The organism is Deinococcus sp. YIM 134068, assembly GCF_036543075.1.
Lineage (GTDB): Bacteria > Deinococcota > Deinococci > Deinococcales > Deinococcaceae > Deinococcus > Deinococcus lichenicola.
The window spans coordinates 21,550-45,157 of the sequence record NZ_JAZHPF010000002.1; the positions used below are offsets into that span (position 1 = coordinate 21,550).

The 23,608-nt window shown below is 70.5% G+C and carries 18 protein-coding genes; 7 read left to right on the plus strand and 11 right to left on the minus strand.

Annotated features, from left to right (window positions below; translation table 11 throughout):
• Positions 1-6: 6 nt before the first annotated feature.
• From V3W47_RS02645 to V3W47_RS02655, 3 genes are all read right to left on the minus strand, one after another.
• The gene (locus tag V3W47_RS02645) at positions 7-1,305 is read right to left on the minus strand and encodes an LCP family protein (protein ID WP_331823611.1); all 1,299 of its coding nucleotides are present in this window, start codon (positions 1,303-1,305) and stop codon (positions 7-9) included.
• A gap of 131 nt (positions 1,306-1,436) precedes the next feature.
• Positions 1,437-2,099: an MBL fold metallo-hydrolase gene (locus V3W47_RS02650; RefSeq protein ID WP_331823612.1), complete on the minus strand. Its 663-nt coding sequence runs from the start codon at positions 2,097-2,099 to the stop codon at positions 1,437-1,439.
• The gene (locus tag V3W47_RS02655; protein WP_331823613.1) at positions 2,096-2,809 is read right to left on the minus strand and encodes an HAD family hydrolase; all 714 of its coding nucleotides are present in this window, start codon (positions 2,807-2,809) and stop codon (positions 2,096-2,098) included. The genes V3W47_RS02650 and V3W47_RS02655 overlap by 4 nt, the downstream gene beginning before the upstream one ends.
• Positions 2,810-3,080: 271 nt before the next feature.
• Here V3W47_RS02655 and V3W47_RS02660 point away from each other — a divergent pair, with 271 nt between their 5' ends.
• Both V3W47_RS02660 and V3W47_RS02665 read left to right on the plus strand, forming a co-directional pair.
• Positions 3,081-4,226 carry an ABC transporter substrate-binding protein gene (locus tag V3W47_RS02660; RefSeq protein ID WP_331823614.1) on the plus strand — a complete coding sequence of 382 codons (1,146 nt, stop codon included), beginning with the start codon at positions 3,081-3,083 and terminating at the stop codon, positions 4,224-4,226.
• An 85-nt stretch (positions 4,227-4,311) separates the two neighbouring features.
• Positions 4,312-5,706, plus strand: coding sequence for an FAD-binding oxidoreductase (locus V3W47_RS02665; RefSeq protein WP_331823615.1), 1,395 nt, complete (start codon positions 4,312-4,314; stop codon positions 5,704-5,706).
• A gap of 334 nt (positions 5,707-6,040) precedes the next feature.
• Here V3W47_RS02665 and V3W47_RS02670 read toward each other — a convergent pair whose 3' ends face one another.
• The 3 genes from V3W47_RS02670 to V3W47_RS02680 all read right to left on the minus strand — a co-directional run bounded on the left by V3W47_RS02670 (position 6,041) and on the right by V3W47_RS02680 (position 9,378).
• Entirely contained in the window at positions 6,041-7,405 is a 1,365-nt protein-coding gene (locus tag V3W47_RS02670; protein WP_331823616.1) for an MATE family efflux transporter, read from the minus strand.
• A gap of 153 nt (positions 7,406-7,558) precedes the next feature.
• A complete protein-coding gene (locus tag V3W47_RS02675) occupies positions 7,559-7,903 on the minus strand; it encodes a c-type cytochrome (RefSeq protein WP_331823617.1) in 345 nt (114 codons plus the stop codon).
• Complete coding sequence (locus V3W47_RS02680; protein ID WP_331823618.1) at positions 7,900-9,378, minus strand: PQQ-dependent sugar dehydrogenase; 1,479 nt, start codon at positions 9,376-9,378, stop codon at positions 7,900-7,902. The genes V3W47_RS02675 and V3W47_RS02680 overlap by 4 nt, the downstream gene beginning before the upstream one ends.
• Before the next feature lie 198 nt (positions 9,379-9,576).
• Here V3W47_RS02680 and V3W47_RS02685 point away from each other — a divergent pair, with 198 nt between their 5' ends.
• Both V3W47_RS02685 and V3W47_RS02690 read left to right on the plus strand, forming a co-directional pair.
• Complete coding sequence (locus tag V3W47_RS02685) at positions 9,577-10,887, plus strand: hypothetical protein (RefSeq protein ID WP_331823619.1); 1,311 nt, start codon at positions 9,577-9,579, stop codon at positions 10,885-10,887.
• Positions 10,888-11,198: 311 nt separating this feature from the next.
• Positions 11,199-15,722, plus strand: coding sequence for an alpha-2-macroglobulin family protein (locus tag V3W47_RS02690; RefSeq protein ID WP_331823620.1), 4,524 nt, complete (start codon positions 11,199-11,201; stop codon positions 15,720-15,722).
• Positions 15,723-15,895: 173 nt separating this feature from the next.
• On the opposite strand, the gene V3W47_RS02695 is transcribed toward V3W47_RS02690, so the two are convergent.
• The 3 genes from V3W47_RS02695 to V3W47_RS02705 all read right to left on the minus strand — a co-directional run bounded on the left by V3W47_RS02695 (position 15,896) and on the right by V3W47_RS02705 (position 17,878).
• Positions 15,896-16,363 (minus strand): MerR family transcriptional regulator, encoded by a 468-nt coding sequence (locus V3W47_RS02695; RefSeq protein ID WP_442877199.1) that lies wholly within the window; start codon positions 16,361-16,363, stop codon positions 15,896-15,898.
• A complete protein-coding gene (locus V3W47_RS02700) occupies positions 16,360-17,337 on the minus strand; it encodes an NADPH:quinone oxidoreductase family protein (RefSeq protein WP_331823622.1) in 978 nt (325 codons plus the stop codon). Before V3W47_RS02700 ends, V3W47_RS02695 begins: the two co-directional genes overlap by 4 nt.
• A gap of 178 nt (positions 17,338-17,515) precedes the next feature.
• Positions 17,516-17,878: a hypothetical protein gene (locus V3W47_RS02705; RefSeq protein WP_331823623.1), complete on the minus strand. Its 363-nt coding sequence runs from the start codon at positions 17,876-17,878 to the stop codon at positions 17,516-17,518.
• A 48-nt stretch (positions 17,879-17,926) separates the two neighbouring features.
• Here V3W47_RS02705 and V3W47_RS02710 point away from each other — a divergent pair, with 48 nt between their 5' ends.
• The gene (locus V3W47_RS02710; protein WP_331823624.1) at positions 17,927-19,723 is read left to right on the plus strand and encodes an acyl-CoA dehydrogenase; all 1,797 of its coding nucleotides are present in this window, start codon (positions 17,927-17,929) and stop codon (positions 19,721-19,723) included.
• Positions 19,720-20,577, plus strand: coding sequence for an alpha/beta fold hydrolase (locus tag V3W47_RS02715; RefSeq protein WP_331823625.1), 858 nt, complete (start codon positions 19,720-19,722; stop codon positions 20,575-20,577). The genes V3W47_RS02710 and V3W47_RS02715 overlap by 4 nt, the downstream gene beginning before the upstream one ends.
• 10 nt (positions 20,578-20,587) lie before the next feature.
• Here V3W47_RS02715 and V3W47_RS02720 read toward each other — a convergent pair whose 3' ends face one another.
• Both V3W47_RS02720 and V3W47_RS02725 read right to left on the minus strand, forming a co-directional pair.
• Positions 20,588-21,307, minus strand: a complete 720-nt coding sequence (locus V3W47_RS02720; protein ID WP_331823626.1) for an SMP-30/gluconolactonase/LRE family protein — start codon at positions 21,305-21,307, stop codon at positions 20,588-20,590.
• A gap of 74 nt (positions 21,308-21,381) precedes the next feature.
• Entirely contained in the window at positions 21,382-22,569 is a 1,188-nt protein-coding gene (locus V3W47_RS02725) for a hypothetical protein (RefSeq protein ID WP_331823627.1), read from the minus strand.
• A gap of 244 nt (positions 22,570-22,813) precedes the next feature.
• On the opposite strand from V3W47_RS02725, the gene V3W47_RS02730 reads away from it, so the two are divergent.
• Positions 22,814-23,590, plus strand: a complete 777-nt coding sequence (locus tag V3W47_RS02730) for an SDR family oxidoreductase (RefSeq protein ID WP_331823628.1) — start codon at positions 22,814-22,816, stop codon at positions 23,588-23,590.
• The last annotated feature ends 18 nt before the right edge of the window (positions 23,591-23,608 follow it).

Genomic DNA, 23,608 nt, shown 5'->3' on the forward strand with positions numbered 1-23,608 from the left:
GCTTCCCTACCGCAGCGCCAGATGCAACCGTCGCCGCTCGCCGTCCTCCACCACGTAGTAGTAGATGCCCTTCATGACCCGACCCTGGCCCTGGACGCTCAGCCTCTCCGTGCGGTCGAGGGCATAGGGATGGGCGCGGCGCAGGGCGACGACCTTGCGCGGCCCCAGGTCGGTGCGGACATAGGGGATGAGCTGGCGGGCGAGGTCGTTGAGGCGTGCGCTGTCGCTCAGGGGAATCTCGCCCAGACGCCGCAGCAGGGCACCCACGATCTGCTTCTGGCGGTCCTCACGCCCGAAGGCCCCGCGCGGGTCGAGCTTCCGCATCCGGCTGTAGGCCAGCGCCGTCTCGCCATTCAGGTGCATCGGCCCCTTCTGGAAGGTGTGGCCCTCGTAGGTGAAGGAGAAGGGCACGTCCACGTCCACCCCGCCCACCTGATCGATCAGGCTGCGGAAGCCGCCCTGGCTGATCTCCACGTAGTACTGGAAGGGAAAGCCGAAAAAGCGTTGCAGGGTGTGATTGAGCAGGTCCACCCCGCCAAACTGGTAGGCGTGGTTCACCTTGTCGAAGCCGTGGTGGGGGATGTCCACCCAGGTGTCGCGCGGCACGCTGACGATCTCCAGCACCTCCCGCCCTGGGTTGAGTGTGACGAGCATGATGGAGTCGGCCCGCCCCTTGCCGATGCGCTCCTGATCGTTCCCGACGAGCAGGATGTGGACGTTGTTGGTGTGGGGATTGGGCCGGGAACTGCCCGCGTCGTACCGTCCGGGTGTGTGCGCGGGGGCTTGGGACGGGGTGGCCTGCGGGTTCTGCTGAGGTAGCTGCGGCTGGGGCGTCTGTGGAGCTGCCTGGGGCTGCGGTCTCTGTGCCTGTGTGGTCTGAGCTGGAGGTGGTGCTGGTGCGGATGTGGCGCTCGCCTCTGGCTTCTGGGTCCGGGCCTGTGTGACGGACTTTGCCGGAACAGGCGTGACCTCGGGCGCGGGCGTCGTGGCGGCCTGCTCTTTCTTCTTCACCTGTGCGGAAGACTGAATGGGCTGAACAGGCTGGGCGGGCGCGGGCTTCGGCTCCGCCGCCGGTTTGGACGGCGTGGGCGTCGCGGCACTTACCTCCGTCTCCCCCCCGCCTCCCGATTTCAGGTCGGCGAAGAGCGGGTCGGCCACCGCCTCGGCGTGGTCGTAATCGTCCAGCTCGTGCCACAGGGCGCGGGCAATCTCCCCCGTCTCCTGCTTCTCCTGATACAGGTAGCCGCCCGCCCCACCCGCCGCCAGCAGCGAGGCGAGCAGCCAGAGCTTCCACCGCCTCCTCACGGATACGACCGGAGGGGGAGCGACGGGCGAGGCGGGAGGGCAGTCATAGACTGCTCCATCCTAGCCGGGGAACCTGACGCGCGCCTTCCACCCTCCGGCTGATGTGTGAGGGAAGGGTAAAGGCGGAGGATTCAGGAGTTCACCTCTCCCCGCCGTGCCCGCCGACGCACCTGCTCCGGCGTCAGGGGCGGACCGTGACCGGGCAGGACGAGGCGGAGGTCGAGTTCTGCCACGTGCCGCAACGTCTCCTCCGCCCCTCGGTGATCGGCGCTGTAGACCGGGCGGGGCAGATGCGCGCCGTCCCGCGAGCCGACCACCGCGTCCCCGGCAATCAGCACGCCGTCCCGCATCAGCCCGAGTTGCCCCGCCGTGTGGCCGGGCAGGTGGAGGACGGTCCAGCCGTGGACCTGTTCTCCGGGCGAGACGCCGCGAAGAGATTGGGGAGGAACCTTCGGGTGGACGCGCGACACCCGCTCTCCCAGCCCCGGCACCCTCAGTGGAAGGTCATGCCGCTCGCCCGCGAGGAAGGGATGCTCCGCCGGGTGCGCGAGGACGGGCAGACCGCGCCGCGCCGCCAGGAACGCCCCGCTCGTATGGTCCACATGGCGGTGGGTGACGAGGAGGGCGTCAGGTCGGAACGCCCTGAGCAGGCGGGCGAACTGCGGCGCGAAGGGCAGCGCCCCGGCGTCCACGATCAGCCGTCCCTCCGGCCCGTCCAGCAGATAGACGTTGGCGTGCAGGGTGCGGAGGTGAACCCGCCAGCCCCCCACCCCCTCGGCGACGGGCGGTCTCACTCGTCCTCGCCGTCCCCGGCACCGCCCAGTCCGGCGAGCGCAGCGGTGAGGACTGGACCCTCACCGGGGATCAGCGCGTAGTCGCAGCGGGCGAGGAAGGCCGCGTCCGAGGGGACCGCGCTCACCCCCAGGCTCAACGTCACCCCGCCACCGAGGCGAGAGAGGACGTAGTTCACCGCCCCCTCGGGGTTGACCTCGCGCGGAAGCAGGGTCAGGGCGTCCGCCTCCTCGATCAGCCGTAACCGTCCCTGGAACGGCCCCTCGTTGAGCCAGGTGCGCCACTCGCGGGCGGCGGCGTCCAGCGCGTGCGTCAGGTCGTGCCGGTGGCGCAGCGTCACCATCAGGGGGAGGCCGTGCCGCTCGTGGAGCCGCGCCTCGGTGCCCAGTTGCCCCAGCCAGCCGATGTGCTCGGCGGCCTGGTGGGCGAGCCGCAGAATGCCCTCGTACTCCTCCAGCGTCTCCACCGTCAGGCTCCGCCACGCCGCGTCCTCCTCGCCATCTGGGTTGAGGACGACCGCCCCGTGCCGAAGCACCTGCCAGGACGTGAAGGCGGCGGGCACGTCCAGCAGCCCCTCCTCGTCCAGCCCGGTGACGGGGATAAGTTCGGTGTTTGCGAGGAGGGAGGCGAGCGTGACCTGCGCGGTGGTCGGCTCCTCACCGGGCGTGGAGGCCGTGAGAATGCCCGCAGGATTGATGAACGTGACGATCATGGGGGCACTTTAGAGGGGGTCTGACTTCTGGTGCTTGTTTGATCCTCCCCTCCCCGGCGGGTCAGGGATCGGTGCCGCCTTCTGTGTGAGGGTGAGGCCGCCGTCGGAGAAGCCGGACGCGCCGGATTCCAGGTGCATTCCTCGGAGCGGAAGGCTGACCGCTCGCGGCTCAGGGCCGACCGCTGACGGCTCCCTTTCTGCTAGCATCCTCCCAAGCCCACCTAACAAATGGCCGTTCGGTTCCCCCGAGGCGGCTTCCGGAGGTTTTGCCATGAAGCGTCCCACCCGACTCCTGCTGACCGCCCTTCTCGCCTCCTCCTCCCTCGCGCTGGCCGACGTGCGGGTGGGTGTCGTCGTGTCGTCCACCGGCCCGGCGGCGAGCCTCGGCATCCCCGAGAAGAACACGGTCGCGCTGCTGCCGCAGACCATCGGCGGGCAGAAGGTGATCTACACGGTGCTGGACGACGCCTCCGACACCACCGCCGCCGTGACGGCCACCCGCAAGCTCATTCAGGACAGCCGGGTGGACCTCATCATCGGGACGACGACCACGCCCGCGTCGCTCGCCATGATCGACGTGGTATCCGAGGCGAAGGTGCCCATGATCAGCCTCGCCGCGTCCGAGGCGATCATCAAGCCCGTGGACGCCCGCCGAAGCTGGGTGTTCAAGACGCCGCAGACCGACGCGCTGATGGCCGCCGCCATCGCCCAGCACATGCAGCAGAACAAGGTGAAGACGGTGGGCTACATCGGCTTCAACGACGCCTACGGCGAGGGCTGGCTCTCGGAACTCCAGAAGAACGCGGCGGCACGGGGTATCCGGGTCGTGGCGGTGGAACGCTATGGCCGCAGCGATACCAGCGTCACCGGGCAGATTCTCAAGGTCCTCGCGGCCCGGCCCGACGCCGTGCTCGTCGGCGCGTCCGGCGTGCCCGCCGTGCTGCCGCAGAAGACGCTGAAGGACCGGGGCTTCACGGGCAAGATTTACCAGACGCACGGGGTCGCCAACGCCGACTTCCTGCGCGTGGGGGGCCGCGACGTAGAGGGCGCGATCCTGCCCGCCGGACCCGTGCTCGTCGCCTCGCAGCTTCCCGACACCAACCCCAGCAAGAAGGTCGGCCTCGCCTACGTCAACCTCTACGAGAGCCGGTACGGCCAGAACAGCGTCAGCACCTTCGGGGCGCACATGTGGGACGCGGGGCTGCTGCTGCAAAAGGCGATTCCCGCCGCGCTGAAAAAGGCTAAACCTGGCACCGCCGAGTTCCGCTCCGCCGTGCGCGACGCGCTGGAGGGCACCCGCAACGTGATCGGCGCGCACGGCATCTTCAACCTCAGCGCGCAGGACCACCTCGGCCTGGACGCCCGCAGCCGGGTGATGGTGCAGGTCGTGGACGGGGACTGGAAGCTGATTCGGTAGGAGCGGCCAGCGGCCAGCCGCCAGCAGGAACTCAGGTGGGGTCGGGGCGTGCTTCCCGGCCCCCCCGCTCTTTGGGGGTGAGAATATGACGACAGTTGAGGCGGCGTGGGTGGACGCGTTGCGTGCGCGGCTGGGCGAGCGGGTGAGCGTTCAGCCCGGCGACCTGACGGCCCACGCACGGGACGAGGGCACGCCATATCACTTCGCGCCCGGTGCGGTCGTCTTCGCGCGGTCGGAGGAGGACGTGGTGGGGGCGCTGGCCGTCGCTCGGGAGTACGGGGTGTCCGTCACACCCTGGGGAGCTGGGACAAGCCTGGAGGGGGCCGCGCTGCCCACGCCGGGCGGCCTCTCGCTCGACCTGAGCGGACTGGACACGGTGGGCGAGGTGGATGCGGTCGGCTTCACGGTGACGGTGGGACCGGGGGTGCGGCGGGTGGCCCTGAACCGCCGTCTACGTCCGCACGGCCTGTTCTTCCCGGTGGACCCTGGCGCGGACGCCTCGGTGGGCGGGATGGCCGCCACGAACGCGAGCGGCACGACGACCGTTCGTTACGGCGGAATGCGTGAACACGTCGCCGTCCTGCGTGTCGCGCTGATGGATGGCCGGGTGCTGACACTCGGCAGCGCGGCCCGCAAGAGCAGCAGCGGGTATGCCCTCAAGGGCCTCTTCGTCGGCTCGGAGGGGACGCTGGGGGTCATCACGTCCCTCACCCTGCGGCTGCATCCCCTCCCACCCGCGACAGCGAGCGTGCAGCTTGCCTTCCCGGACGTGGCAGGGGCTGTCGCCGCGAGCATTACCCTACGTGGCCTGGGCGTGCTGCCCGAGCGACTGGAGTTCGTGGACGCCGCGACCATCCGCGCCGTGAACCGCCACCGCGCCCGCCGCGACCCCGAGGAATCGACCCTCTGGACCGAGGTGGCGGGCCGCGACCGGGGGGACGTGGACGCCCAACTCGCCCTCGTCGCCGAGGCGGCGGCCCTGCACGGCGGGCGGGTGGTCGGGGAGGCGCGGACACCCGAGGCCGCCTCCGCCCTGTGGGCCGCCCGGCATGGCGTGTACGACGCCCTGCGCGCCGCGTGGCCAGGCCACACCACCCGCATCGGGGATGTCTGCGTGCCTCTGCCTGCGCTCGCGGACACGGCGGCCCTCGCCCTGCGCCTGCTGGACGACCACGGCCTGACCGCCCCCCTCGTCGGGCACATCGGGGACGGCAACCTGCATCTGCTGATGCACGCCCCGCCGGACGATACGGACGCCTGGGCGCGCATAGACCATGTGCTGCACGCCCTCGCCGCCCACGCCGTCGCCGTGGGGGGCACCTGCACGGGCGAACACGGCGTCGGCCTGCGGAAACGCACCTACCTCCGTGCCGAACACGGCGAGGCGCTGGACGTGATGCGCGACATGAAGGCGCTCTTCGACCCGCTGAACTTGCTCAATCCGGGGAAGGTGGTGGGGGAGGTGGAAGTGGAGGGGTAGGTGGAGGTGGTCACGCGCCCCCTCACCCCGGCCCTCTCCCACGAGGGGAGAGGGGGAAAAGAAGCTCAGGCTCTCGCTCTTTTTTCTCCTCACCCTGAACGCCTGATGTGAATCGCAAATTGAGGAGAAGGCGCGTTTTTGTCGTCTGGTAGAAGGAGGAGCGGTGTTCGTCACCCCCCTCCCCGACCCTCCCCCACAAGGAGGGAGGGAGAACAGAGCACGTCTGAAACGTTCGCTTTCTATTGCACATCAAGCTTCCCCTGGGGAGGCCGGGACTCGCAGAGCTGCGAAGCAGAGGGGGTGAACAGGTCGGGCAACCAAGCCAACCCGCCCCTCAACTCCCCCGCTTCCCGCCCCCCGTCCGCCGCAGGAACCGCGCCAGGAGCAGCGCCGCCGCCGTCGTCAGGCCCGCCGTCAGCCCGAACCACAGGCCGCGCGGCCCCAGCCCCATCCCAAAGGCGAGGAGCGATCCCACTCCCAGCCCGACGACCCAATACGAGGTCAGCGAGATCAGCAGCGGCCAGCGCGTGTCCTGCAACCCCCGCAGGGCCGCGTTTGCTGTGACCTGCACCCCGTCCACGAGCTGAAACAGGGCGGCGATGGTGAGGAGCAGGGTCGCGGTGCCCAGCAGGGCGGCGTTGCCCGGCTCGCCCACGTTTACGAAGATGCCCAGCACCGGACGGGGCGCGAGCAGGTTGAGGAGGGCGAACAGGACCATGACCGCCGCCGTCAGGCCGAGGCCGAGCAGCCCCACGCGGCGCGTTCCGGCCCGGTCGCCCGCGCCCGCCGCGTGAGCGACCCGGATGCCCGTCGCCGTGGCAAGGCCAAGCGGCACCATGAACAGTGCCGTGATGACCTGAAGGGCGAGATTGTGCGCCGCGAGCGCCTCCGCGCCGAAGCGGGCCATCAGGAGCGCCGTCACGGTGAACATGCCGCCCTCGGCCCCCAGCGTCAGGCCGATGGGCCAGCCCAGCCGCAGCAGGGCCTTGACCTCCTCCCGCACGGACCCCGAGAAGCGGGCCACCCTCCGCAGCGCGACGGGCAGCAGCGTCAGCGCCATGCCCCACGCCGCCACCGCGCTCGCCGTCGCCGCACCCGCCAGCCCCAGCGCGGGCAGCGGCCCCCACCCGAAGGCCAGCGCCGGGCTGAGGAGTCCCACGAGCGTCACCCCGGCCAGCGCCACCCCTGTCACCACGCGGGGCCGCCCGGTCCCCTCCAGCGTGCCGCGCAGCGCCGTGAAGACGAGCATGGGCAGCATTCCCAGCGCGTAAATCCGCAGGTACGTCGCGGCGAGGTCGGCGCGGATGTCCCCCGGTGCCCGCCCCGGCAGCAGCGCCGCCACCCCCCACATCAGCGGCAGGGCCAGCGCCGCCAGCCCCAGCGCCAGCCACAGCCCGCCCCGCAGCGCCCGCCCCACGCCCGCCGCGTCCCCCGCCCCGTGGGCCTGCGCCGCCCGTGGCCCCACCGACAGCATCACCCCGACGAGGACCATGAACACGAGGTAATACGTCGCGTTCGCGTAGGCCGCCGCCGCGAGTTCCGCCGCCCCCAGCCGCCCGATGACCGCCGTACTCACCAGCGCCAGCGCGTTGGACGCGAACTGCGACACGACCACCGGCCCGGCCAGCCGCGTCAGCGCCGTCAATTCCCCACGCAGGGGAGAGGAGGCAACGGAGAGGGGTCGGGGGGTGAGGGTCACGGGGGGACAGTGTACGCGCCGTCCCCACGTCAGACGGAACGGGAGGCGCTTACTGCCCCTGATACGTCGCCAGGACAGTGGGCGCGGGCGGGTCGAACGATGTGGTACTCGCGCACATCCCTTCTACGTCTAGGAGTGTTGGTCGTTAGCTGCTCAAGGGGCCGACGTGCCCTGCCGCCGCAGCCTCACCACGTAGTCGGCCAGCGCGTCCAAGTCGGCGTCGCTGATCTCGCTTTTATCGAAGGCGGGCATGGCTCCCAGTCCGGCCCGAGTCTGCGCGCGGATGGCGAGGTGGGGCAGGGGCTTGTCGTTCAGGGAGGGACCGACGCCGGCGGCCCCGCCGGGGTGACACTGCTGGCAGTTCGCCATGTACACGAGCTGCCCGCGCTCCTCCGAGGCGGTGAGGTTGGTCAACTCCCCGACGAGGGGCGCGTCACGCCGCAGGGGGAGGCAGGCGGTCAGCCCGAGGGCGAGCGCCACGAACAGAAGCCTTTTCATCGCGTTCCCTCCCGCGTGATGCGCCACAACACGCCCGTGTTCTGCTGCGGAATCTGGCCCTTCTCGGTCGTCGTCATCACGCCGAAATCCACCACGTACAGGGCGTCGCCCGAGGGGGTGAAGCGCACGTCGGTCGGGCGCTCGAAGCCGCCGCCCCCGAGCTTGGAGGCCGGGCCGTTCTCGCGGCCCCGGTTCACGGCGAAGTCGGTGATGACCCCGGTGGCGACGTTCACGCGCACGACGCGGTAGCCCACCGGCCCCAGCGCCTTGCCCACGCCGGGCGCGAGGTCCCCGAACTGCGAGATGAACGCCTCGCCCGCATACCCGAACGCCTCCCGCCCGAAGTCCATCCCGTTCGAGGACGAATGCACGCCGAGCAGCGCGGTGGGCTTCGGCGGCGTGCCCGGCTGCCGCGCGAGGACCTGACCGGGAGGCGGTTTGCCCTGCGGGGTGAAGTGGTCGGCGTCGCTCAGGGGTCGCCCGGCGTGGAAGTCGGGCCAGCCGTACCACGTGCCCGGCGTGACGCGCCACAGGGTGTCCCCGGTCCCGTACACCGGGCGGCTGCCGCGCTCGTCGTAGCTGTTGTCGGTGACGTACAGCGTGCCCTGGGGCGAGAAGGCGAGGCCGAAGGGGTTGCGGAAGCCCCACGCGACGAGTTCCAGCGGCCCGCCGTTCACGGGCACCCGCATCACCGCGCCCGCGCACGGCAGCGCCCCGCGCACGACCTGTCCGGCCTGCGACGGCGTGCCGAAGGGCAGGAATGCGCCCGTCGTCACCCGGTCGCCCTCACCGGGCGTGAGGGGATTGTCCGACTCGAAGTTGCGCCCGGCGAGCGTCACGTCCGCGCAGGGCGTGTCGTGGAACTCCGGGTGACGCTTCAGCCAGCCGTAGTCCGCGTTGTCCGGCCCGACGACCGCGCTGTTGGTGGCGGTCCCCTGCCCGAAGTAGACGTACCCGTCGCGTCCCACGACCGGGCGGTTGGTGTGGTGGTCGCCGAGGCTGGGCAGGTTCTCCACGAGGGGCGTGACCGCGCCCTCCCGCGTGATCTTCACGATGCGCCCGCCGCCGACCTCGCCCCCCTCGCCGACGAAGAAGGTGCCGTTCGCGTAGTCCAGCCCATTCCACGGGGGCCGCTGCCCGCGAGCGATTTCGGTGCGGCTGCCGTTCGCCTCCACGCGCAGGAGCTTGGGCACGCCGAAGACCTCGCCGTAGGAGTAGCCCGCCTCCAGCACATAGGGCCGCCCCGACTCGTCGAAGGCGACGGCGGTGGGGAAGTTGAGGCCCGTGGCGACCGCCTCCACCCGGTAGCCGGCGGGCACGGCGATGTCGGCGGCGCGGACGGCGCGGGTGGTCGGGGGCGAAATCTGACCCCCACCCTTGGAGGGCAGCAGGTTGTAGCACGAGGTCAGCCCGAGGCTGAGCAGGAACGCGGCGGCGAGGGCGGGTCGGCGGGGGGAGCGGCGCGCGGGGTTCATGGTCTCGGCCTCCTCGGGGTGGGCCTGATGGATGATTCCGGCCCACAGCGTAGGAGGAGGGGAGGGGCGGAACCGCAGTCGCTTTGACACTTTCCCTTCGTCTCGCGTCCAGATACATCCCTCACGTTCACTCGGTATCGTCGCCGGACTGACCCTGACCCCTCCTTCAAATCACCGAGCCGCTCCCGGAGGACCCCCATGCACCCCACCCGCCCCCGCCGCCTCCCGCTCCTGTGGCTCGGTCTGCTGGGCCTGGCCTCGCCCGCAGCCGCGCAAACGGTCACCTATGCCCTGCCCGGACCGGGGACGTATACGTGCGCGGTCGTCGTGCAACTGCCCTTCATGTGGGCCAATCCCGTCACGGGGGGGATGCAGCCCGGCGTCGCGCCGAGGGCCGTCCAGAGTCCGCTGGGCAGCCTCGTGCTGGAGCCGGGGGGCAGATACCTCATCACGTCCACGAAGGATCGCGGCACCTACCGCGCCTCCCCGGACGGAACGCTCCGCTTCGGCGGCGTGCTGGGCGCGAAGGAGTACACCTCGCGCTTCACGGCCAAAGACGGCGCGTGGGTCGTCTCCGTCAGCTACCGCGAGAAGCCGAACAGCACGGACATGACGAGCTACTGCGAGCTGAAGTCGGCGAGGGCGCAGATGACCGTGAAAGGCAGCGTGAACCCCGGCATCGCGGGTCGGCTCGTCTACACCCACGGGGGCCACGTCCACGCCCTCGACGTGGCGAGCGGGCGGACGACCCCGCTGGCGGAGGGCACGCTGGGCCATACCGCCAGGAACGGCGAGCTGATCTACCAGAACGCGGCGGGGCAGCTCATCGTGACGACCCGGCAGGGGCAGGTCGCCCTCAAGCTCGAACCCGACGCGAGCGGTCGCAAGCTGGCGTACGGGCTGGACTCCTTCATCAAGGTGCGGCGGGAAGACCTCGCCCTCTCGCCCGACGGGAAGTTCCTCGTCTACTCCGTCAGCGACACCGACAACGGCTACCGCGTCCTCCTCCGCACCCGCGCGGGAAAAGAGGTAAGGAGCTTCAAGGGCTACACCTCGGCCAACTTCACGCCGGACGGACGGCTGCTGCTGGTCGGCTACCCGAAGGAGGGCGGGCCGTCGGGCATCTACGGGACGGACAAAAGTTTCGGCAACCTGCGGCGGCTCGACCCCAACCTCGACTTCCCGAATACGCCCGGCGTCAGCCCGGACGGGAGGCGGCTCGCCTTCACGCAGGGCGGCAAGCTGTGGGTGATGAACATGGACGGCACGGGCGCGAAGGTGCTGCCCACGAGCAACGCCAAAATCCCCAACGCGGTCATTCTGGGCTGGCCCACCTGGTCCCCCGACGGGCGGTGGATCGCCGTGACGGCGAACATCGACGGCCTCTCCACGAACGGCACCGAGATTCTGGCCGTGCCCGCCAGCGGCGACGCGAGCGGGTTGCAATTCCTCGCCAACTCGAAAGTCGAGTTCGTCCATACCTCGGGGGACCGCCTGAGCTGGCGCTAGACCAGTCGACAGAAGAATCGTCATGCTGAGCGTCAGCGGAGCCTCTCGAAACGAGAGAAATAAGACCCTTCGCTTTGCTCAGGGCGACAACCGTTCTTCCGTCAACTGCTTGAGCGAGTGGAGAAGGGCGCTCAGGTATCTCCGGTCGTCCCCCTCCCGGCCCGCTGCCTTGCGTCTCTCCGGGTCATCCAAGAGGGGAGAGAACGCCGCTCCCAACCTGGAAAACTGACCGAAACAGAGAAAGAGGGGGAGCCTTCACCCCCACCGCAGATTCGCCCCGCGCCCACACCGCCGACGCCTATTCTGACCCCATGCCGCGCTTCCCCCTCCGCGCCCTCCTGCTCGTCACGGCCTGCCTGGGCACCCGCGCCGGGGCGGATACCACCGTCGCGCCGACGCCGCTCTATGCCTCACCGACATTGAGCGGTTCACCCGTGGTCACGCTGCCCTCGGGGAAGCCCGTGAGCGTGCTTCGGACGGAGGGCGACCTCCCCAAAGTCGTAACCATCCCCTACGGTGAGCGGCTGCTCTACGCCCGCGCGGGGAACGTCAAGTCCACCTCCCAGCCCGTGCGCCTCAGCGGTTCGCAATACTGGTTGCCACCCCAGCCCAGCGGCGAGCCGGTGTCGGTCTTCCTCAACCGGGAGACGAACGCGGCCAAAGAGATCAGGGATTGGGAGGTCCGCGTCCTGCCCCTCGCGCCCGCCGTGCCCGGAGAGCGGGGGCTGCGGGTCACGGGCCGCGCCGTCCGCACGCTGCGGGTGAGCGCGACGGGGGAGCGGGCGGCGGTTCCGGTCGGACAGTTGGCCCCCGGCGCGTACCTCGTCACCGCCTCGCGCGCCGACGCCCCGGCCTCCGTGCTGGCGGCGGAGGTCCTGCAAGTGACCGACCTCGCCCTCACCGCTCTGACCACCCCGACGGGCGTGTGGGTGTGGGCGACCCAGCTGGACGACGGGTCCACACTGCCCGGCGTGCGGCTGCGGGCGGAGGCGACCTTCTACACCGACGAGGGGGAGCCTGGCCCGCCCCGCCTCCTCCCCGCCGTGACGACCGATACGCGCGGCCTCGCCTTCATCCCCCACCGCGACGGGGAGCGGGTGGCCGTGTACGGGGACGTGTTTCTGACGGGGGCGACTCAGCGTGCCGTCCTCGGGCAGAATTACGGCGGCCTGTGGTCGGGCGACGAGGACCGGGCGCGGGCCTTCCTCCAGACCGACAAGCCCGTGTACCGCCCCGGCGAGACGCTGCGCGGGCTGGCGGTGGTGCGGCGGCTGACGCCCGGCGCGCGGGGACCGTACCGTGGGACGCTGACCGTGCGGCTGGTGGACGACGGCTACCCGGCGGTGACGCTCGCGCGCCGCGTGGTGACTGCCGACGCGGACGGGCTGGTGCGCTTCGAGTTTCCCCTCCCCGACGACGTGCGGGTGGGCGAGTACCGGGTGGAAGCCGAGGTGCCCGGCACGCCCACCGCCGCCAACCCGAAGCCGGAGGCGGACGTGTCCAGCCTGCCCGTGCGGGTGCAGGCGTTCGTCAAACCACAGTTCACGCTGGACTTCACCACGCCGGGGGAGATCGTGACGGGCGCTCCCCTCCCCGTGAGCGCGCGGGCCGAGCTGTACGCGGGCGGCGGGGCAACCGTGGAGGCGGACGCCTTCCTGACGGGCGGTTACGTGAGTGGTGCCCTCTGGCCTGAAGGGGTGGACCCCGGCGCGCAGAACTGGCGGTACGCGCTGGAAACGGAGTCGTCGGACTACTGGCCGTCCGGTCCATACCTCAACCCGGAGCAGAAGCCCACCGCGCGCCTCACCGTCACGTCGGGGAAGGGGACGGCGACCCTGCGCCCCACGGCCCCGAACGGTGCCCCCCGCTTCTTCACCGTCGTCGTGCGCGCCCGCGACGAGTACGGGCGGGACGTGCTGGCCTCGCGGGCGGTCGTCGTCCACCCCGCCGGGCTGAAGTTCGAGCTTCCGGCCTATCCCGAGCAGAAGGGCGAGGAGGTCCGGGCGCGCGTCCTCATGCGGCAGGTCGGGAAGAACACGCCCGCCGTGGGCCGTGCCGTCGCGGCAACCGTGGTGCGGGCCTACACCGAGGAGGTGCAGATCGATGGGCGCACCGACCGCCGTGCGCGCGAGGAGGGCATCGTCCGCCGGGAGCTTCGCAGCGGGCCGGGGGGAGCGGTGGACCTCACCTTCCGCGCGAGCAAACCCGGCATCTACCTCGTCCGCCTCTCCTCGAAGGACGCGGCGGGCCGGACCGTGCGGGGGAACTTCCAGGCCGCCGTCGTGTCCGAGCCAACTGTGGTGGAGCAGACGCGCACCCTGACCCTCACCCCCGACCGCACGCGCTACGCGGTGGGCGACACCGCCCGCCTCACCCTGCGGACCGACCTGCCGCGCGGCACGCCCGTCCTCCTCGGCGCGGGGGTGGAGGGCCGCGTCACGCCCCGCCTCGTCCGGGTCACGGGTCCAGAGATGACGGTGGATTGGAAGGTCACGCCCGACCTCGCGCCCGGCTTCACTGTCTCGGGGGTGGCGGTCTCCGGGGCCGCGTCCGTCCAGGCGGCGACCGAACTCCTCTACGTCCCGCGCACCGATCGGCGGCTGGAGGTGACGGTGACGCCGGGCCGCTCCCTCCTCAACCCCGGCGAGGAGACGACGCTGACGGTGCGGACACGGCAGGGAGGCCGTCCGGTCTCCGCCCTCGTCACGCTCTCCGCCGTCCACGAGGCCGTGTACGCGCTCGCGGGCGACCCCAGCCCCGACCCGTGGCGGTTGCTGTGGGGGGCGAGCTACCCGGCGGTGCAGACGTACTCCACCGCCGGGGCACCCGCCGACGGGGTGGGGGGCGGAGGTGGTCAGGGTGAGGGCGGCGTTCCCCGCCAGGATTTGCGTGAGGTGGCCCTCTTCCGCACGGTCACGACCGGGCCGGACGGCACTGCCGAGGTCCGGCTGCCGCTGCCGGAGGCGCTGGGGCCATACCGCCTGAGTGCGCGTGCCCTTACCCGTGACGGCGGGGCGGGCGTGGGCCTGGGCGAGGTCCGCGCGGAGCTGCCCTTCGCCCTGCGCCTCGCCAGGCCGCGCGTGCTGACGCGGGGGGACGTGGGCCGCGCCGTCCTGAGCGTGCTGGACCGCACCGGGGCGGAGGGCAGCGCCGGGCAGGGAACGGTGACGCTCGGCCTCACGGCGGGCGGGCCAGAGATCAGCCGTAATCTGCCCCTGAGCGCGGGCGCGGCGACCGCAAGTTTCCCGCTGGCCGCGCCGGGAACGGGTTGGCGCGTCGTGCTGGACGCCCGCGCACAACGGGGCGAGTTCCGCGACGCCCTGCGCGAGACCCTGCCGCTGCGCGAGGCCGGGCCGCGCACCCTCCTCACCCGCGACGGGGCGCAGACGGGGCCGGGCACCCTCACCGACCGCCTGACGTGGAAGGACGGCGCGGGCGTCGAGAGCCTGACCGTGGACCTCGCCGCCACGCCGCTGCAAGCCGCCCTCGCCGGACTGGACGCGCACCTCGCGGACCCGCAAGGGCGCTGGGTGACGACGGACGCGGTGGCGGCCCGCCTCTCGGCCAACCTCGACCTCGCCGGAATCGCCGCCCGGCTGGGCTGGCCGGACGTGCGGGTGCGGGCGCTGGGGCAGGCCCGCCGCGACCTCTCCAGCCTGCTCGCCCTGCGCGGCGGTGACGGCTGGGGCTGGACGGCGGAGAGCGCCCCCAATGCCGAGATGACCGCCCGTGCGCTGGCCGCCCTCGTCCCGGCGAAGGGGGCGGGCCTGACCGACGCGGCCACCCTTGCCATCGCAATTGGGCAGGCGCGGCAGTTCCTGAACCGGGCCGGGACGGACGAGACGGGCCGGACGCTCCTCGCCGTCGCCCTCGCGCGGGCCGGAGACACCTCAGCAGCCCGTCGCCTCGCACAGTCTGACGCTCCCGAGGACGCCGCCAGTCAGGCCCGCCTCGCCGCCGTCCTCGCCCCGGTCGCCCCCGACCTCGCCCGGACGCTCTACACGCGGGCACGGGGTCAGGCCGAGACGACGACCACGGGCACCCTCGTCCTCGGGGATGAGGCGCGCGGCGACACCGAACCCACCGCCCTGCTGCTGGAGGCGGCGTCGGCGCTGGGGCAGAGCGCGGACCTCCAGCCTCTGACCGGGGCCGTTCTCGCCCGCCGCACGGGGAGCGCGTGGCCCGGCCCACTCCCCACCGCCGCCGCCCTGAGTGCCCTGCGCCGCCTCGTGGAGCGGGAGACGGGGCGTCCCGGCGAGGTCACGCTGGAGGCGGGCACCTTCCGGCGAACCGTAAAGCTGGGGCCGCCCGTGCGCGTCGTGGTGCCCCCGGAGGCCGTCACGCCGGGTACGGCGCTCACCCTGCGCGGGGACGGCCCGCTCGCCTTCCGGCGGGAACTGCGGGTCCGGGCGAAAGATGCGGTGCCCGCCCCCGTCAGCCTCGCCCGCGTGGAGCGTCGCTACAGCCGGACGACGGTGGGGCGCGATGAGGTGGTGACGGTCACGCTCACCGTGCGGGCCGACGCCGGGGCGCGGCACCTGCGCGTCACCGACCCGCTGCCGGGCGGGCTGGAGGCCGTGGACGACCGCCCCTTCGCCTTCCCCGGCTCGGTCAACCCGCCGCGCTCGAACGTCGTCACCTGGGCCGAACGCTCCATCTACGACGACCGCGCCGTGTTCTACCTGGAACGGGTCGCGCCGGGCGTGACGACCATTCGCTACCAGCTTCGGGCGCTTGCCCCCGGTCGCTACACCGCCCCGGCCCCGCGCGTGGACTTCTCGAACGGGGGCACGCCCGCCGCCGGGGACGCTCAGGTGGTGGAGGTGACGGAGTGAGCACCGCTTGAGGGGGTGTTTCTCGGCGGCGAGATGCGCTGGGCCGCCTGTGGCGTCCACCCCCCACCCGGCCTCCCCCGCAAGGGGGGAGGAGGAAAAGAGGCGGGGTCTTCCCCAACTGGATGGGGGAGGTGGTCCTCCCTCTGACCAACGCTTGCCTCATCACCCATCCCTCAACCCTCCTCACTTCCCCCCTCCTCCGGCAGCGGCCCCACCTCCCCGCCCGTGAATCTCTTCGTCAGCCAGCGGTCGAAGCGGGCCAGCCCCTCCGCCTGCCGGGCGTAGGCGGCGTTCAGGGCGCGCAGCCGGGCGTGGACGGCTCTTAACCGCTCGTCGCTGAGGGGGATGTCGGCCCGCGTCCAATCCCGGCGATAGGTGCCGTCAATGTCGTGCGTGGCGCGGCGCAGCGTCACCATGTCGCGCACCTCGTCGAGCGGCACGCCGAGGACGCGCAGGTCCATCACGTCGCGCAGGAGCCGCAGCGCGTAGGGGCCGTACAGCGCCCGGCCCGACGCGGTTTCCTGATCGGGGGTGAGCAGGCCCAATTCGGCGTAATGCATCACCGTGCGCCGGGTGACGCCCGCCTCGCGCGCGAGTTCGGCGGTCGTGTAGAAGGTGACGTGTTCCCTCACGCGGGTCATCCGGGCGTGACCACGACCTTACCCGTCACCCGGCGGTCGAGCAGGGCGCGCAGGGCCTCCGGGGCACGCTCCAGCGGGTAGCGCCCACTCACGAGCGGTTTGATCGTCCCGTCCCCCACCCATCCCGCCAGCCGCGCGAGGTTGCGGGCATTGCCGCGCGGGTCACGCCGGGCGAACTCGCCCCAGAAGACGCCCACAAGCGACGCCCCCTTGAGCAGCGGGAGGTTGAGCGGCAGCTTCGGAATGTCGCCCCCCGCGAAGCCCACGACGAGATACCGCCCGCCCCAGCCGATGGAGCGGAAGGCGGATTCCGCCAGTTCGCCGCCCACCGGGTCGAAGATCACGTCCGGTCCCTTGCCCCCCGTCAGCGCCTTGAGACGGTCGCGGAGGTCCTCGGTGGCGTAGTTGATCGTCTCGTCCGCCCCGTGTTCCCGGCAGAGGTCCAGCTTCTCGTCCGTACTCGCCGCCGCGATGACCCGCGCACCCAGCGCCTTGCCGATCATCACCGCCGCGAGACCCACTCCACCCGCCGCGCCGAGGACGAGCAGCGTCTCGCCCGACTGGAGCTGCGCCCGGTCCGTCAAGGCGTGCATGGAGGTCCCGTAGGCGAGGGGCAGCCCCGCCGCCACCGCCGCGTCCATCCCCTCCGGCAGCGGCATGACGGCGTTCGCGGGGGCGAGCAGCTTTTCCGCGAAGGCCCCCGTTCCCGTGAAGGCGACGACCCGCTGCCCGACGGCCAGCCCTCTCACGCCCTCACCCACCGCCGAGACCACGCCCGCCGCCTCCGCCCCCGGCGTGAAGGGGAAGGGTGGGCGCACCTGATACAGCCCCTGCACCATCAACGCGTCGGGAAAGTTCACGCCCGCCGCCTCCACGTCCAGCACCACCTCGCCGGGGCCGGGCGTCGGGTCGGGCACCTCACGGACGGTCAGGGCCTCGGGTTGGTCGAAGTGGTCGCAGATCAGGGCGCGCATGGGAAACCTCCTGTGAGTTGGCGGTTGGAAAGTGTGCTCAGAGTGTACGGCTCAGGCCGGGGCATGTGAACGCCTGCGTTCAAAATTGACGTTGACGGATATTCTGGTCTAGCCTGAACCATGCACAACCCACGGCCTCGTCGCCCGCAACGGCGGGTTTGGAGCTATGTTGCCAGGATCACCTCATGAGCTTGAAATACAGCTCTCCCGGCGAGTCCGCTTCGGGAACATCCCAACCCTTCAGGTGCATCCAGCGGGCATGGACGGCTGGAATCTCCTCTCGCGGGATGCGGATGAACTGCGACCACTTCTTCTCCATACTGTGCGGATAGAACACCATGTTCAGAAGGGCACCGTGAATAGCAAGGGCCACATCTTCGTTGGAGTCATCTACCGATGGATATGCCGCAGCGATTGCCTCAAAGGTTTCTTCGTCTACACCCGTGACTGTATCAAGATCAGAGTCAAGAAAGACAGGAGCCGCCTTCAAACAGTCGCCAATTACCGCTTGATCCTCTGCGGACATCCGTTCAAACGCCATAACCGAGTGTAAACGGCTGCTCGTCCCATCCAAAGGAGACCCCCCGACATGGCCCCCTTCCTGTCCCGCCGTGACCTGCAATTCCAGCTCTATGAGGTGCTGGACACTGCATCGCTCCCCGAGCGCCCCCGCTTCGCCGAGCATTCCCGCGAGGTCTACGACGACGTGCTGAACCTCGCCTACAACGTCGCCGACCGCTACTTCGCCAACCATCTGCGCGAGGCCGATCTCAACGAGCCGCACGTGGAAGGGGGCAAGGTGAAACTCGTGCCCGCCGCCCAGCAGGCCATGAAGGCGTTCCGCGACGCGGGCTTTTTCAGCGCCCACCACGACGAGGAACTGGGCGGCCTGCAACTGCCCTGGGTCATCATGCAGGCGGTGCAGGCGCATTTTCAGGCGGCGAACATCGGCACGAGCGGCTATCCCTTCCTGACCATCGGGAACGCCAACCTCCAGCGCGTGTTCGGTACGCCGGAGCAGCAGCAGAAGTACATGCTCCCCCTGCTGGAAGGCCGCTGGTTCGGCACGATGGCCCTCTCCGAGCCGCACGCGGGGTCCGGCCTCGCCGACATCACGACGACCGCCACACCGCGCGGCGACGGCACCTACGCCATCACCGGAACGAAGATGTGGATTTCGGGCGGCGAGCACGAGCTGTCCGAGAACATCGTCCACCTCGTTCTGGCGCGCATCAAGGGCGCTCCGGCGGGCGTGAAGGGCATCTCGCTGTTCATCGTGCCCAGATACCGGGTGAACGAGGACGGCAGTGTTGGAGAATCAAACAACGTCGTCCTCGCGGGCCTCAATCACAAGATGGGCTACCGGGGCACCACGAACACGCTGCTCAACTACGGGGAGGGTGGCGAGACGGTCGGGGAGTTGATCGGCGAGGCGGGGCGCGGCCTCTCCGCCATGTTCCACATGATGAACGAGGCGCGCATCGGCGTCGGGATGGGCGCGGTCATGCTCGGCTACGCGGGCTACCTCGCCAGCCTGGACTACGCCCGCGACCGCCTTCAGGGCCGCCACGCCAGCGCGAAGGACCCGACCGGCCCGATGGTGCCCATCATCGCCCACGCGGACGTGAAGCGCCTGCTGCTGCGGCAAAAATGCATCGTGGAGGGTGGGTTCGCGCTCGGCTTATATGCCTCCAGCCTCGTGGACGACCTCCAGACGGGGCCGGAGGAGGGGCGGCGGGACACCGAACTCCTCCTCGATCTGTTGACGCCCATCGTCAAGAGCTGGCCGAGCAAGTACAGCCAGGAGGCGCTGAGCGACGCCATTCAGGTGATGGGCGGGGCCGGGTACACCCGCGACTATCCGGTGGAGCTGTACTACCGCGACAACCGCCTCAACCCCATCCACGAGGGCACGGAGGGCATTCAGGGCAACGACCTCCTGGGTCGTAAGGTGACGCAGGCGGGCGGGCGCGGGCTGCAAGTGCTCGTGGAACGGATTCAGGCCGACCTCGCCGCCGCCGAGGGGCTGGAAGGGCTGGATGAGATTCGCGCGGCGCTGCAAAAAGCCGTCCAGCAGAGCGGCGCGGCCCTCCAGACCATCCTGGGCAAAGCGCCCGACCTCGGCCCCGACCTCTTCCTGGCGAACGCGAACAGCGCGCTGGAGATGCTGGGGCACACGGTCATCGGCTGGATGTGGCTGCGGCAGGCCACCGTCGCCGCCCGAAAACTCCCCGAGGCCAGGGGGGACGACGCCAGCTTCTACCGGGGCAAGCTCCAGGCCGCCCGCTTCTTCGCCGTGTACGAGTTGCCGAAGGTGCGGGCGCACGCCGACCTGCTGGCGAGCGCGGACCGGACGACGGTGGAGATGGAGGCGGGGTGGTTTTGAGGGAGCGGCCAGCTTCCAGCGGCCAGCCGCCAGCGGAGAGAGACTTCAACCGGGTCGCCGTGCATGGGCGGAATATCGCCTATCTGGAGGTTTCACCGCCTCAGCCGCGCGCCACTGTCCTGTTCCTCGCGTGGCTCGGCGGCTCGCGGTTGGGTTGGGAGGGGGTGGTGGCGGAGGTCGGCAAGGAATATCGCGCCTTAGCTCCCGACCACCGGGACACGGGCGATTCGGACCCTTTCGGGGACGCCTTCACACTCGCGGACCTTGCCGACGACGCGGCGGCGTTCCTGCGGGCGGTGGACGCCGCGCCCGCCTTCGTGGTCGGGCTGAGCATGGGCGGGATGGTCGCGCAACACCTCGCGCTGCGGCACCCGGACCTCGTGCGCGGGCTGGTGCTCGTGTCCACGACTCCGGGCGGGGCGGAGAGTACCCCGGCCACCGAACGCGGGCGCGCGGCCCTCTTCCTGCCCGCCGACATGGAGGCGCGGGAACGGGCGCGGCAGGCCCTCACCCTGATGACGCACGACGGCTTCACCGAGCGGAACCCGGAGACTCTGGCAACCGCCGCCCGCCACGCCGAGCGCCACCCCATGAGCGCCGAGAGCTTCAAGCGGCAGTTCCGGGCCATCCGCGCCCACGACACGACACCGGACCTCGCCCGCCTGACCGTCCCGACGCTCGTGCTGCACGGCGAACACGACGACCTGATCCCCCTCCCGAACGCTGAGCGGCTGGCGGCGGCCATCCCCGGCGCGGAGTTGCGCGTCTACGCGGGCACGGGGCACATGCCGCATCTGGAGCGGGCGGAGGAGTTCCTGAAAGATGTGCGCGAGTTCCTGACGACGAGCGGGTGAGGTCCGACCCTCACTCCATCCCTGTGAAGTCCAGTTCCGTCTCCCGCACGAGGGTGGCGCGGCCCGTGGTCACGTCCAGCGTCAGGAGTTCGCCCCCCAGCGTCAGGCCGTAGAGGACGCCGCCCTGCACGTCGAGGCCGAAGACCGCCGGGTAGCCGATCTCGCCGATCACCGTCGCCTGTCCCGTCGTGAGGTCCACCGTCGCCAGCGTGTCCGTCTCCGCGAAGGGGCTGGAGGTGACGGTGGCGTAGAGCGTGCCCTCCGGGGTAAAGGCGAGGTCGCCGCTGGCCGGGAGGCCCAGCGAGCCGATGAGGGAGGCCCGCCCCGTCGTCTTGTCCACCGTGTACAGCCCGCCGGACCCCGACGCGGCGTAGAGGGTGCCGTCCCCGTCCGCCGTGAGGGCGTTCATGGTGAAGCTGCCGAGGTCGCCCACCGTCGTCACCTCTCCGGTCTCGGTCTCGATGCGGACGAGGGTGCTGAACGTCACGGCGTAGAGGTCGCTGCCGTCCCAGGCGAGGTCCGTGATGACCGAGGAGGTGTTCAGCGTCGCCACCCGCTCGTCGTCCCCCGGCCCGCTCAGGACGACGCGGTAGAGCGCGTTGTCGGTGACGGCGTAGGCGCTGTAGGTGGTGGGTTCGGGAATCGGCCCGCTGCCGCCCCCGCCACACGCCACCAGGAGAGCGGCGAGGAGGGAGAGGAAAGGCGTGTGGTTGCGTGGAGGTCGTTGCATTGTGCCGCCAATCGTCAAGGAACAGCGTCCACGCCTGAGATGGTTGGTGGGATGCTGAAGCGGTGGGCCACGCGCTACTTCAGGGCCGGGAAGCGTTCGCGGCTGAGGGTCAGCGTCTCCACGCCCTTGCCCATGTTGACGAGCAGCCGGGCAGAGGTGGCGCGGCTGATCATGGCCCGCTCGGTGGTGGAGAGGCGGTCGGGGACGAAGTGGTAGGTGCAGACGGTTGGGCCGCCACTGCATACGTCTTTTCTGTCCGACGTGGTGCCGTCCACATACATGCCGATTCGTCCCAACTCGACATTGTTCGCGTCGTAGAAAGCCAAGGCCGCTGCCAGCCCTTTGCCATAAGCAATGGCCGTGTTGTGCGCCACTCTCACAATGAAGTCGAGTTGCGGCACCGAGTCCGGCCTGGCGCGCAGCTTGGACCCGGCATCCTGGCACGCCAGGAAGATCGAGTTGTACGACGTGTCCACGGTGATCGTGCCCTCCGTCGAATTGAACTCGGCGCGACCGGGCGGGCTGGCCGATACGCCTTTGGAGGCGGAGGCGTGCCCCTCGGCGCAGGCCTGCTGCCGGGTAATCTCGTCGGGGAAGAAGAAGGGATAGACCCAGCTCGCGGAGGCGGTGGCGACGCTGGGGCTGGTCGGCGCGGGTGCCGGGCTGGCCTGACCGAGAAGAGTCTGCGGCTGTCCGGCGGCTGGGGCGGCGGGTGCGGCGGTGGCGACAGGTGCCGCCTTGAGTCGCGTGACATAGGTACTGAACGCGGGGCTGGCGAGGAACTTCTGGACCAGCTTGCCCGCGCAATCGGCGGCGGCGCGGTCGTCGTCGGAGTTGACCTGGAGGTAGCCCGTCCAGCGAATCCAACTGGAGAAGCCGCCGCTCGTGCCCTCGCAGGAATCGGCCCACAGCACGGCGTTGTTGTTGGAGGCGTCCACGAACTCCGCCCCGGCGCGCACCTTCCGCCCGTTCAGACAACCGATGACCGGCAGGCAGACCCGGCCCCCGCCGTCGATGGACGTGATGCCGCCGTTGACATTCAGAGCGTTTGGCGTCTCGCTGCGGACCGCCTGCACGACGCCGCTGTTGATGAGGGCCTGTTCCAGCGCGTTCTGGAAGGTGGCGTTGGCGCTGTTGCCGCAGTAACCGCCCCGGCACCAGTTCGGCCCGATGTAGACCGTCGCCTGCGGTGGGGCCGTCTGCGCGGCGGCGTGGGCACCCCCGACGAGGCCCGTGAGAAGGAGGAGCTGCCGTGAACGCACGCGTCGCCCTGCCGTTCCTGAACCCATCGTTCCCCCTTGTCCCTGCCCGAACCGTCTCGCCGTGGTCACTACTCCTGCCATAACCGCCCGTGTAGTCAGCATGAGTAGTGTGACATATTTTTCAATTCGTCCAGTCTCGGGTCGCCCAGTGTCCCCGCTCGTTCAGAATTGACGTACACGTACACTTTCCCTATGCTGGGGTCACTTCACAACCCCACTCCAGCACGCAAGGAGGCCCCAGCCCGTGCCCCTGAAAGAACTCTTCGACCTCACCGGCAAAGTCGCCCTCATCACCGGAGGCTCACGTGGCCTCGGCCTTCAGATCGCGGAGGCGCTGGGTGAATACGGCGCGACCGTCGTCCTGACCGCCCGCAAGCAGAACGAGTTGGACGAAGCGAAAGCCCACTTGGAGGGGCTTGGAGTCACCGCGCACGTCTACCAGAACGACCTCTCGCAGTTCGAGACCATCGAGCCGCTCGTGGAGCGCATCCACGCCGAGGTCGGCCCCATTCACATCCTCGTGAACAACGCCGGGGCCACCTGGGGAGCGCCCGCCGAGGAACACCCCTTCGAGGCGTGGCTCAAGGTCATCAACCTCAACGTCAACGGCCTGTTTCTGCTCACGCAGGCAGTGGGGAAGCGGTGCATGATTCCGGCAGGAGGGGGCCGCATCGTGAACGTCGCCTCCGTCGCCGGGCTGAAGGGCAACAGCCCGCGCATGGCCGGAACGCTGGCCTACAACACGTCGAAGGGCGCGGTCGTCAACCTCACCCGCACGCTCGCCGCCGAGTGGGCGAGGTACGGCATCACCGTCAACTCGATCTGCCCCGGCTACTTCCCCACCAAGATGACGCGCGGCACCCTCGCCTACGGGGAGGAAACCATCCTCGCCGCCACGCCCCTGGGCCGCCTGGGCACTGATGAGGACCTCAAGGGCCTCGCCCTGCTGCTCGCCAGCGACGCCAGCGCGTACATGACGGGGCAGAACATCGCGGTGGACGGGGGAATTACGGCGATCTAGGAGCGGTCAGCTCTCAGC